The organism is Lactobacillus sp. 23-2, from assembly GCF_044902225.1.
Lineage (GTDB): Bacteria > Bacillota > Bacilli > Lactobacillales > Lactobacillaceae > Lactobacillus > Lactobacillus absianus.
The window spans coordinates 43037-54800 of record NZ_JAOQBX010000006.1 but is presented as its reverse complement, the minus strand read 5'-3'; the positions used below and the strand labels follow the sequence as shown (position 1 = coordinate 54800).

Below are 11764 nucleotides of genomic sequence, written 5' to 3'. Positions count from 1 at the left end.
AGGTCATTTATGAAAAATAATCGGAATCGACTATTTAGCAATGGTCTATTCTACATAGTCGTATTTTTGCTTCTCCTTTGGGGCATCAATTTCCTCCTCGGCGGTCAGTCGTCTTCAGGGGCAACTGAGAACATCAGCTACTCTGAATTCGTCAAGGACCTGAAAGCCGGTGAGGTCAAGAGCTTCAACGTCCAGCCGTCAAACGGCGTCTATGCGGTTACCGGGACCTACAAGGAAAGCCGGACCAAGACGGCGTCAAGCAACGACTGGTTTGGCGGAAGCTCAACGTCAAAGGTGACTGGCTTCTCCACCACGATGTTGGAGAATGATTCCAGCGTCAAGAAGGTTCAAGACCTGGCGCAGGAAAACAGCACTAAGATGAGCACTCAAGGGGAATCACAGTCAAGCAACTGGATTTCAACGATCGTCATGCTGATTCCGACGGTCCTGTTTATCGTCATGATGTTCATGATGATGAACCAGGGCGGCAGCCGGGGCGGCAACGGCGGGATCATGAACTTCGGCCGCTCAAACGTCAAGCCGCAGGACCCTAAGAAGAACAAGGTCCGCTTTGACGATGTCGCGGGTGAAGAAGAAGAAAAGCAGGAACTGGTGGAAGTCGTTGAATTCCTGAAGAATCCAGCAAGATACACCAAGCTGGGGGCCAGAATTCCATCCGGCGTCCTGCTTGAGGGGCCTCCTGGTACTGGTAAGACCTTGCTGGCCAAGGCCGTAGCCGGTGAAGCCGGCGTGCCGTTCTTCTCAATCTCTGGTTCTGACTTCGTCGAAATGTTCGTCGGGGTCGGGGCCAGCCGGGTCCGTGACCTGTTCACCAACGCCAAGAAGAACGCGCCAAGCATCATCTTCATCGACGAAATCGACGCCATCGGCCGCCAGCGTGGCAATGGCCAGGGCGGCGGCAACGATGAGCGCGAGCAGACCTTGAACCAGCTGCTGGTTGAAATGGACGGTTTTGAAGGCGACGAAGGCGTCATCGTTATGGCTGCTACCAACCGCTCCGACGTGCTTGACCCGGCCTTGACCCGGCCAGGCCGTTTTGACCGGAAGGTCCTGGTTGGCCGTCCAGACGTCAAGGGCCGTGAAGCTATCCTGCGCGTGCACGCCAAGAACAAGCCGCTGGCTGACGACGTTGACTTGAAGGAAGTTGCCCGCCAGACTCCTGGCTTTGTCGGGGCTGACTTGGAGAACGTCCTGAACGAAGCCGCGCTGGTGGCAGCCCGCCGCAACGGGACCAAGATCACCGCGGCCGACATTGACGAAGCCGAAGACCGGGTAATTGCCGGTCCAGCCAAGAAGGACCGGATGATCTCCCAGAAGGAGCGCGAGCGCGTGGCCTTCCACGAAGCCGGCCACTCAATCTGTGGCTTGGTTCTGAGCGACTCCAGAACGGTTCGCAAGGTTACGATCGTGCCTCGTGGTCGGGCAGGCGGCTACAACATCATGTTGCCTAAGGATGACCAGTTCATTTTGACCAAGAAGCAATTGTTTGAACAAATCGTTGGTCTGATGGGCGGCCGTGCTGGTGAAGAAGTCGTAGTCGGCGACCAGTCGACTGGGGCCTCAAACGACTTTGAACAGGCAACTGCCATTGCCCACAGCATGGTAGTCAACTACGGGATGACTGACGAGCTTGGGATGGTTGAGCTGGAAAAGGAAGGCGAAGGCACTCCTTACGGCTTTAAGCCATACAGTGAAGCCACTGCCGCCAAGATCGATGAAGCCGTCAAGAAGATTTTGGACGAAGCTCACGCCAAGGCGGTTGAGATCGTGCAGAACAACCGGGAAAAGCACCGCATCATTGCTGAAGCCCTGCTGAAGTACGAGACGCTGGATGAAAAGCAGATCAACTCTTTGTACAAGACGGGCAAGATGCCTGAAGACGGCAGCGACGAATTCCCTTCAGAAGCCAAGGCCTTGAGCTACGAAGAAGCCAAGGAAGCCGCGCAAAAGCGGGCTGAAGAGAAGGCCGAGGAAAAGGCAGAAGAAGGCAAGCGTGAAGAAGCCCAAGCTTTGACTACGCCAGCTGAAACTGCTGAAACTCCGGAAACGGAAGCCACTTTGCAGGCTGAAAGCCAGGATGAGGCAGCCAAGCCAGCAGCTGACAAGCCACATGAATTGGCAACGCCGAGCGAAGAAGACTTGAAGAAGGCTGCTGAAGCCGTCAAGCACGATGAAGCTCCTAGTCACGATGAAGCTGCTGACCAGCAGGATGATTCAGACAAGGACGAACAATAAGATAAAGATGCAATAGAGCCGTCAACGCGGCTCTATTTTTCTAGATAAGGAATAAATAAAATGAATGACTACTTAATCAAAGCAATCGACGCCAGCAAGAACTTGCGCTTGCTGGTCATTAACGGGAAGGACCTGGTAGCTGAAGCCCAGCAGCGCCATGACACCTGGTCTGCCTCTTCAGCCGTTTTGGGCCGGACCCTGTTGGGCGGCCTGCTGCTGGCCGGGGCGGAACTGAAGGACCAGCAGGAATTGACGGTCCGCCTTTTGGGCAACGGGCCAGTTGGCGCCACGGTCGTGACGGCCAAGTCTGACTTGACGGTTAAGGGCTTCGTGCAAAACAATCATATTGCCCTTCCAGCCAGAGCCGATGGCCACATTGACGTTAAGAAGGCCGTTGGCCAAGGCTGGCTGCAGGTGACCAAGGATCTGGGCCTTAAGCAGCCTTACACTGGGGAAGTCCAAATCGTTTCCGGGGAAATCGCGGAAGACTTGACCTATTACCTGGCCAAGTCTGAACAGATTCCTTCAGCCGTTGGTCTGTCGGTTTTCGTCAACCCCAACAACACGATTGGTGAAGCCAGCGGCTTCTTGCTCCAGGCCCTGCCGGGGGCAACTGACGAGCTCTTGCAGAAGACCGAAGAGAGAATCAAGGCTCTGCCGCCTTTGTCTGAAGCCTTTTTGGGCGGGATGACCCCAGAAGACCTGGCTAAGAAGATCTTGGGCGATGACTGCAAGATCCTGGAAAAGGACCCGGTCAAGTACGAATGCGACTGTTCCAAGGAAAAGTACGCCAAGATGCTGGAAACTCTGAAGGCCAGCGAATTGAGCGAGATGATCAATGAAGACCATGGAGCTGAATTGGTCTGCAACTTCTGCGGAGACAAGTACCAGTTCAGCGAAGCTGAGCTGCAGGAAATTCTGGCTAAGAAGCAAAAATAATTTCGCGGAAGCTTGACGAACGGGCAAAGCTCCTTTATGCTTTATTATAGTTAAATTAATAAAAGCTTAAGAAGATGAGTAGTCAGGGAAAGCCTCTACAGAGAACTGTTGGTGCTGAGAAACAGGAGGCGGCAGCTGGCGAAGATGGTCTTGTGTTGGCATGATTCCGGCGAGTCGCAGATAAGCCGGGTCCGCTTAACGCCCGTTAGCGCGTTTAGATCTTCTGACTGGAAGACTTTAAGGGCCCTGGCCGTGAGGCAGGGCTGAACAAAGGGTGGTAACGCGCGAAGACGTCCCTTGGCCTCTGGGCCAAGAGGCGTCCTTTTTTCTGGCAGAGCATCTGTTGAGGAAGCATTTGTGCTTTGAATGATGGGTGGTAACACGCTATAGGCGTCCCTGAGAGTTGATCTCAGGGGCGCTTTTCTTTTTAAGCGGCACGTGAGTTGTTTGAATTTGTAATGGAGGAAATCATGATTTTAAAGAAGAAAATTGCCGCGGCCAGTCTTTTGGCCACTTCCACCTTGCTGCTAGCCGCCTGCGGCCAGCAAAAGAGCTCGCAGCCTGCAGCCAAGCAGGTGCTCAACTGGAGCGAAAGTGCCCAGCTTTCCACTCAGGACCCGTCGCTGACGACGGACTCGACTTCTTTCCAAGCTCTTTTGAACACCCAGGAAGGGCTCTACCGCCTGGACAAAAAGCAAAAGCCCCAGCTGGCCCTGGCCAAGAGCGCCAAGGTTACTGACGGGGGCAAGACCTATACTTTTGTCTTGCGAGGCGCCAAGTGGTCCAACGGCCAGGCGATCACGGCCAATGACTTTGTCTACTCCTACCGAAGAACCTTGAACCCGAAGACCAAGTCTTCCATGGCCTTCTACCTCTACCAGATCGTAAACGCCGAAGCCATCAATGCCGGCAAGAAGCCTGTCAGCAGCCTGGGCGTCAAGGCCTTGAGCAAAAACAAGCTGCAGATCAAGCTGGTCCGGCCGGTTTCTTACTTTAAGCTCCTGCTGGCCTTCCCGCTTTTCTTCCCGGAAAACCAGCAGTTTATTGAAAAAGCTGGCAGCAAGTACGGGACGGCGGCCAAGTACACCATTTCCTCCGGTCCTTTCAAGCTGACCAAGTGGACCGGGTCCAACAAGCAGTTTACCCTGGTTAAGAACCAAAACTACTGGGACAAGAAGAACGTGAAGCTGGACAAGGTCAACGAAACCATCAGCGAAACTTCTTCAACTGCCTACAACCTTTACCAGGCTGGCAAGCTGGATGAAACTTACCTGACCGGGGAACAAGTCAAGGCCAACAAGGGCAAGTCCACCTTCTACGACCGGCCGGCTTCCGCTATCCAGCGCCTGGAATTGAACCGCAAGAAGGTCAAGGCCTTTAACAACTTCAACATCCGCCGTGCCCTGTCCTTGGCTATCGACAGAGAGAGCCTGGCCAAGGTCTTGAGCGACGGGTCAGTGGCGGCCAAGGGCTTTGTCCCATCCGGCATGGGGAACAACCCGACGACCGGGGAAGCTTTTTACAAGGAAGCCTATGTCAAGGAAGCAGTCAGCTACAACCTGAAGGAAGCCAAGAAGTACCTGGCCAAGGGCTACAAGGAACTGGGCATCAAGTCCCTTAACCTCAACCTGACGGTCAGCGACACTGACTCCGCCAAGCAGGTGGGTGAATTCCTCCAAAGCAAGCTGGGCGAACTGCCAGGGGTGAAGATCACCGTAACGACTCTGCCATACACGACCCTGATCTCCCGGCAAAGCGCCGGCAACTACCAGTTGACCATCAAGAACTGGCAGGCTATCTTAGGTGACCCGATCAACTTCCTGGATGTTTTTGAAAAGGACTCCAGCTACAACACCAGTGGCTTTGCCAGTAGCAAGTACGACCAGCTGCTCAATGAAGCCGAAAACGTCTATGGCAACAAGCCGGTTCAGCGCTGGAAGCGGCTGGTGGCAGCTGAAAAGCTGTTGATGAATGAACAGGGGACTATCCCGCTGATCCAGACGGCCAAGCCGCAGCTGGTGCAAAGCTACGTCAAGAACGTGTCCTACAACCCGCTGGGCATCCCTTACGACTTCAAGCTTGTTTACATCAAGAAATAGGAGGCAGGCATGGCTTTTTCCAACCTTGATTTTTTAGAAAAAAACTTCATCCACTACGCCAAGGAAGACACCCAGTCCAAATACGCCAACAAGGACCAGGTTCCGACCACGCCTAATCAGGTCAAGATGATGAAGGAACTGGCTGACCAGGTCAAAGGCTATGGCCTTGACTCTTATTACAATGAAAAAACTGCCTTCGCGATCGGCCACCTGGCCGCTAATACGGCAGGCGTTGCCCCAATCGGCTTTTTCGCCCATGTGGACACGGTTGAATTTGACGACCGCTTCCCCATCCGCCCCCAAGTCCACCGGAACTACCAGGGACAAAAGCTAGCCCTGGACGAGGCAAACGGCATTTTCCTGGACCCGGAAGAATTTCCTGACCTGCTGACCTTAAAGGGGCAGACCCTGATCAGCAGCGACGGGAAGACCGTCCTGGGGACTGATGACAAGGCGGGGGTGGTCAGCCTGCTGGCTGCCTTGAAATACCTGCACGAGCATCCAGAAATAGCACACGGCGACCTCTATGTGGCTTTTGGCCCGGATGAAGAAATCGGCCTGGGCGGCCAGCGCTTTGACCCAGCTGATTTTCCGGGAGTGGAGTTTGCCTATACCTTGGACAATGGCCGGCCAGGAGACTTTGAATACGAGACCTTCAATGCCTCAGCCGCTGATTTGACGATCAAGGGAACCGTAGTCCACCCGGGTGAAGCTTACGGGCTGCTGGTCAACGCCACGACGATCATGACGGAATTTTTGGCGGCCTTGCCCCAAGACCAGGTGCCGGAAAAGTCCCGGGGCCACGAGGGTTTCATCATGGTCACGGACGCCCAGGGCAGTGTCGATTCAGCCCATGTCGGCTTGATCATCCGCGACTTTGACTGGGACAAGTTTTTGGCTAAGGAAGATCTGGTTAAAAAGCTCGTCGCTTCCTTAGGGGAAAAATACGGGCCAGACCGTTTCCAGCTGGACCTGCGCCGGCAATATGAGAACATCTACAACGGCGTCAAGGACCGGCCATACGTGGTCAACTTGGCCTTAGACAGCTATAAAAAAGCTGGCCTGGCGCCAAATGTGCAGACCTTTAGAGGGGGAACCGACGGGAACTTCATCACTAAAAAGGGAATTCCGACCCCCAACCTCTTCAATGGCGGCGGCAACTACCACGGCCGCTATGAGTACGTGACGGTTGAGCAGATGGACAAATTGACCGAGGTCCTGGTGACGATCGCGGCTGAACATGCCCACCAGAGCCAGACCGGGCGCGATGAGCGGCCACTGAAAAAATACTGGTAGACTAGAGCATCCTCTTTTTGGGGGATGCTCTTTTGCCGGGCTTACGGTTTGTTTTTTGCGGCCTTTCTTGCTATGATATAAAGTTGTAGCATTTGAAAGGAAGAAGATGGCAATGGACAATACTTGGAAGATTCGTGAGATCGAAATCCCTAACCGGGTCGTGGTCGCTCCCATGGCCGGGGTCTCCAACATGGCTTTTAGAAAAGTCTGCAAGGAGTTCGGGGCGGGGATGGTTGTGTGCGAAATGATTTCCGACCATGGGATCATTTACGGCAACAAGAAAACCCTGAGCATGCTGGATGTCGATCCAAATGAACATCCAATGAGCATCCAGATCTTCGGCGGCACTGAAGAGACGCTGCTGCAGGCAGCACAGTACATCGACCAGCACACTGATGCTGACATCATCGACATCAATATGGGCTGTCCGGTGCCAAAAGTCACTAAGACTGATGCCGGCTCCAAGTGGCTGCTTGACGCCAACAAGATCTACCAAATGGTGCACACTGTTGTCCAGAACGTGGAAAAGCCGGTAACGGTCAAAATGCGGATTGGCTGGGACCGCAAGCACATCTTCGCTGTGGAAAACGCTTTGGCCGCGCAAGAGGCCGGTGCTTCCATGATTGCCATGCACGGGCGTACGCGCAAGCAGATGTACCAGGGCGAAGCCGACTGGGAAACCCTGCATGAAGTCGCGCAAGTCCTTGACGTGCCATTTGTGGCCAATGGGGATATCACCAGTCCAGAACTGGCCAAGCAGGCCCTGGATGAAATTGGCTGCACGGCCGTCATGGTTGGCCGGGCTGCTTTGGGCAATCCTTGGATGATCAAGGACATGACCCACTATCTGGCAACTGGCGAGAAATTGCCAGAGCAGACGGTGCGCGAAAAGGTAGAAACGGCCAAGCATCAGCTGGACGGCTTGATCCAGCTGCACGGCGAAAAGCGGGCGGTTCCAGAATTCCGGCAACAAGCCGCATATTATTTGAAGGGAATTCCCCGTTCAGCCCGGACTCGTGCTAAAATAAATGAAGTTTGGACGCGCCAGGAAGTCTGCGATCTGCTTGATGAATTCGTGGAAAGCTATGAAAAGCGCGAAAGACAAAAGGCTGCCCGCGCAGCCGGCGAAATTTAATGTAAATGGAGGAAAACAAGTTGGCAAAGAATGAAGTTAACGACCAATTGCTTGTTCGTCGTCAAAAGCTCGAAGAACTGAAGGAAATGGGGATTGAACCATTTGGTCGCAAGTATGACCGTGAAGCGCTTGCTCGCGATTTGGATGAAAAGTACGGTTCTTTTGATAAAGACGAACTGAACGCTGATATGCCTAAGACCAAGGTTGCAGGTCGGATGATGGCTAAGCGTGGCAAGGGCAAGGTAGGCTTCGCCGATCTTTACGACCGTTCTGGCAAGATCCAGATCTACGTTCGCAAGGACATTGTTGGCGAAGACAACTACCAAATTTTCAAGAAGGCTGACTTGGGCGACTTCCTGGGCATTGAAGGTGAAGTCTTCAAGACTGATTCTGGCGAGCTGTCAGTGCGCGCCCAGCACGTGACCTTCCTGTCCAAGGCCCTGCGTCCGCTTCCAGACAAGTACCACGGCTTGAAGGACGTTGAATCAATCTACCGTCAACGCTACCTGGACTTGATGACCAACCGCAAGAGCTACGAACGCTTCGTCAACCGGACCAAGATCATTCAAGCCATCCGTGACTACTTGAACGCCCATGACTTCCTGGAAGTTGAAACTCCAGTTTTGCACAACATTCCAGGCGGCGCGGAAGCCCGTCCATTTGTGACCCACCACAACGCTTTGGACATCGACTTGTACATGCGGATCGCTTTGGAATTGCCTTTGAAGCGGTTGATCGTTGGTGACATGGAACGCGTTTACGAAATCGGCCGCGTCTTCAGAAACGAAGGGATGGACTTGAAGCACAACCCTGAATTTACTGAACTTGAAACTTACGCAGCCTACTTCGACTTCCACGACGTCATGGACGAAACTGAAGGCATCATCCGGGCCGCAGCCAAGGTCGTTTCACCAGACGGCAAGATCAACTACCAAGGCACTGACATCGACTTGGGCAAGCCATTCCGCCGCGTGCACATGGTTGACTTGATTAAGGAATTGACTGGCGTTGACTTCTGGAAGCCAATGACTCTGGAACAAGCTAGAAACGTGGCGGCTGAACACCATGTTGAAGTTGAGCCATACTGGCAAGTTGGCCACATCATCAACGCCTTCTTTGAAGAATTTGGTGAAAAGAGCATCGTTGACCCAACCTTCGTTTACGGGCACCCAGTTGAAGTTTCACCATTGGCTAAGAAGAATGCTGATGACCCACGCTTCACTGACCGTTTCGAAGTCTTCATTCTGGGCAACGAATACGGCAACGCCTTCTCAGAATTGAACGACCCATTGGACCAGCGCCAACGTTTTGAAGCTCAAATGGCTGAACGCGATGCCGGCAACGATGAAGCTGACATCATTGACGAAGACTACCTGCGGGCGATGGAATACGGCATGCCGCCTACGGGTGGTCTGGGCATCGGGATTGACCGTTTGGTCATGCTGCTGACTGACGCGCCATCAATCCGCGACGTCCTGCTGTTCCCAACCATGCGTCCGGAAAAGATCGTTGACGAAGAAAAGAACATTAAGCTGGACAAGTAGTCCAGGCAAGTTAAAAGAGCTTCCCGGCGGGAAGCTCTTTTTGATAGCACGAGATTTAGCAAACGGGGTGAAAAAATGATTGTTTCGTTGATTATCATGGCCGTGGTTATTGCAATCTGCATGATCATTTTAATTAGCAGCGGCACGAAATAGAAAATATTCTGAGGATTTTGGCTTAGGCATGGAGGCGCACAAACATGGACTTAAAGATGAAAATGGATGACGCAAGATACATTGGCCGAAAAGAAGGCGAAAAACTCGGCCGAAAAGAGGGCGAAAGACTTGGCCAAAGAAAAAGCACGTTGTCTGCTATTCAGAAAGTAATGTCAGCTCTCAAAATTACGGCTGACCAGGCAATGGACATTCTGGATATCCCTGAATCAGACCGTGCAGGCTACAAGTCTGAGCTTTCAAGAAAGGCCTAGCCGGAACTGCTGGAGGTGAGCAGATGAATCTCGAAGAACAGATAAGCAGTGCCGAGTTTCGCGGCAAGCAACAGGCCAAACTGGAGGACATCAAGAATTTGATGGCATCTTTGCGGATTTCACCTGACCAGGCAATGGATATCTTGCATATTCCTGAATCAGACCGTGCCTTTTACAAAGCCCGGCTTGACGAAGCAACGGTGCAGGAGCGGTCTGGCGAGTTTAATAGCCGCATGGATTCTGTGCCAAAAATGATGGATGCTTTTCACATCAGCTTAGACCAGGCTTTGGCACTCCTGCAGCTTTCAGAAAGCGAGCGTGATTTTTACCAGAAACATTTGCCCAAATAGGCAGTGCTAATCACTGCTCAGGAAATCGTGATATCATAAAACTGATAGTCATGTTCCAAGCAAAAGCATTAATAAAAGAAAGATAGATCTATGGCATCTCAGAAGAAATCCATTCTGCACGTGGTCTGCACTTTTTTGGTATCACTGATTTTGATTTTGTGCGTGGCTAATGCGGTATATGATGTGTATGTCCAGGTTGAAAACAAGAGCGCGGCGGCTATTTTGCAAAAGAGCCTGCCCAAGCACGGCTTCCAGGCCAAATTCGTGGAGCCGGTGCAGACGACCGCGGGTTGGAAGCTGGTGCCAACTTTTACGGCTAAATTTACGACTCCCAGTTGCCGCAAGCGCAACTATAAGCTCCTTAAGAACGCTGGCTCCATTAAAAGCGAGCGGGATGCCAACTTGCCGTACTACTACACGGTTTCTCTCAGCAAGACCAATTTTTTTGACACGTGGTCAGTGACGATCCGCAGTTCGGTTGATGATTATGAAAAAACTTACAATGTCCGCTAAAACAAAAGGACGGTCAGGCGACCGTCCTTTTATTTGCATCCAATTTCTTCTAAAAAATTAATACTTTCCGTGCTCCCGTTGCAGCTCATCATAGATCAGAGCTGCAGCGAAGAGGACTGGCATAATAAAGGCGAAAGCGATCCAGCCGGTAGTATAGCCAGCCAAAAAGCCAGCAGGGATGGCTACCACGATGGCAATCGCGGTCATCACTTGCGCGGCGCGCCCCTTGTACCAAGGGGTGAAACGGAAAATGGCATAGACTGGGCCAAAAATCCAACTGAAGTAGATAATGCTTGCCAGAATTTCTTCTTCAAGTTCAGGCATGCTCAGGTAGAAATTTCCGCCGATGGCCATGCCCAAAAAGTTGAATAAGCTCATCCAACAGATTGCAATAATCACAAATGCGTTGATGGCATATTTAATGGCCTTGCCATTGCCTTGTTGTGCGTGTTCCATAGTAATTCACTCAATCTTTCTATAAAATTATCTATCATTTGAGATAAATTATAGTTCAAAACTGGGGGAATGGATACGCTTTTTTCAACTTTAACTTTTCTCTTTCCCTGTTTGCTTTCCTAACCAAATCAAGCTTCTTCTTAATTTTAGCAAGAAGCCGGAAAAAAAGAGCAAGAAAAAGCACAAAAAAACGATATATTTTGTAAAAAGAAGAAATTGCTGGAACTTACTGGCAATATTTCCCGGGAAAAGTTGCTTTTCATTCAGCACGTTCTTTGCAATCTTAACAAGCGGCAGACTTGGCATTAAAATCAAAGTTGATGATAAGGAGGAAAAAATGCTTTTCCACAAAAAGAAACTTTCAAAAGAAAATGAGCGCTTCAAGGCCTTGCTGGATGAAGTCCTGGCTGATCCAGCCGTTGGCAGGATTCCAGCTCTGGGAAACCTGCTCCGGATGGCCGCCAAGCGAATCGCGATGAATGAGCCAGTAGCTGGCGTGGCTGCCAACTTGACGGTAAACATTCGTGCCAACTATCCGCAAAGCCAATTGCCTAAGTCAGTCAAAGACCTGCAGGCAGAACTGACTAAATACGAAAATTAATAAAATGAAGAATTCTTCGGTTGCAGCGACCGTTTTTGGCCAGTTGCGGCTGCTTTTCTTTTTTTAGATTTTTTTGGCCAAAAAGGATTTGACATCTTGGCGAAAAGAATTATACTTAAAGCCAAATTAAGATTTGATGAAAGGAAAGGA

11 protein-coding genes are annotated in these 11764 nt (G+C 51.6%); 10 read left to right on the top strand and 1 reads right to left on the bottom strand.

Annotated elements, in window-relative coordinates; all coding sequences use genetic code 11:
• Positions 1-9 precede the first annotated feature (9 nt).
• From ftsH to OCH80_RS03765, 9 genes are all read left to right on the top strand, one after another.
• Entirely contained in the window at positions 10-2256 is a 2247-nt protein-coding gene (gene ftsH, locus OCH80_RS03805; protein ID WP_404537980.1) for an ATP-dependent zinc metalloprotease FtsH, read from the top strand.
• Positions 2257-2316: 60 nt separating this feature from the next.
• On the top strand, positions 2317-3195 hold the full coding sequence (gene hslO, locus OCH80_RS03800) for an Hsp33 family molecular chaperone HslO (protein WP_302188162.1): 879 nt from the start codon (positions 2317-2319) through the stop codon (positions 3193-3195).
• 470 nt (positions 3196-3665) lie between these two features.
• On the top strand, positions 3666-5294 hold the full coding sequence (locus OCH80_RS03795; RefSeq protein ID WP_404537978.1) for a peptide ABC transporter substrate-binding protein: 1629 nt from the start codon (positions 3666-3668) through the stop codon (positions 5292-5294).
• 9 nt (positions 5295-5303) lie between these two features.
• Positions 5304-6590 (top strand): peptidase T, encoded by a 1287-nt coding sequence (gene pepT, locus OCH80_RS03790; RefSeq protein WP_404537976.1) that lies wholly within the window; start codon positions 5304-5306, stop codon positions 6588-6590.
• 112 nt (positions 6591-6702) lie between these two features.
• Entirely contained in the window at positions 6703-7725 is a 1023-nt protein-coding gene (gene dusB, locus OCH80_RS03785; RefSeq protein ID WP_195837360.1) for a tRNA dihydrouridine synthase DusB, read from the top strand.
• Between the two features lie 20 nt (positions 7726-7745).
• Positions 7746-9269: a lysine--tRNA ligase gene (lysS, locus tag OCH80_RS03780; RefSeq protein WP_154546817.1), complete on the top strand. Its 1524-nt coding sequence runs from the start codon at positions 7746-7748 to the stop codon at positions 9267-9269.
• 197 nt (positions 9270-9466) lie between these two features.
• Positions 9467-9694, top strand: coding sequence for a hypothetical protein (locus tag OCH80_RS03775; protein WP_404537973.1), 228 nt, complete (start codon positions 9467-9469; stop codon positions 9692-9694).
• 23 nt (positions 9695-9717) lie between these two features.
• Entirely contained in the window at positions 9718-10044 is a 327-nt protein-coding gene (locus OCH80_RS03770) for a hypothetical protein (RefSeq protein WP_404537972.1), read from the top strand.
• 90 nt (positions 10045-10134) lie between these two features.
• The gene (locus OCH80_RS03765) at positions 10135-10557 is read left to right on the top strand and encodes a hypothetical protein (protein ID WP_404537970.1); all 423 of its coding nucleotides are present in this window, start codon (positions 10135-10137) and stop codon (positions 10555-10557) included.
• A 57-nt stretch (positions 10558-10614) separates the two neighbouring features.
• On the opposite strand, the gene OCH80_RS03760 is transcribed toward OCH80_RS03765, so the two are convergent.
• Positions 10615-11013, bottom strand: coding sequence for a hypothetical protein (locus tag OCH80_RS03760; protein WP_404537969.1), 399 nt, complete (start codon positions 11011-11013; stop codon positions 10615-10617).
• A gap of 337 nt (positions 11014-11350) precedes the next feature.
• Between OCH80_RS03760 and OCH80_RS03755 the strand changes: the two genes are divergently transcribed.
• Entirely contained in the window at positions 11351-11614 is a 264-nt protein-coding gene (locus tag OCH80_RS03755; RefSeq protein WP_154546822.1) for a bacteriocin immunity protein, read from the top strand.
• Positions 11615-11764: the final 150 nt, after the last annotated feature.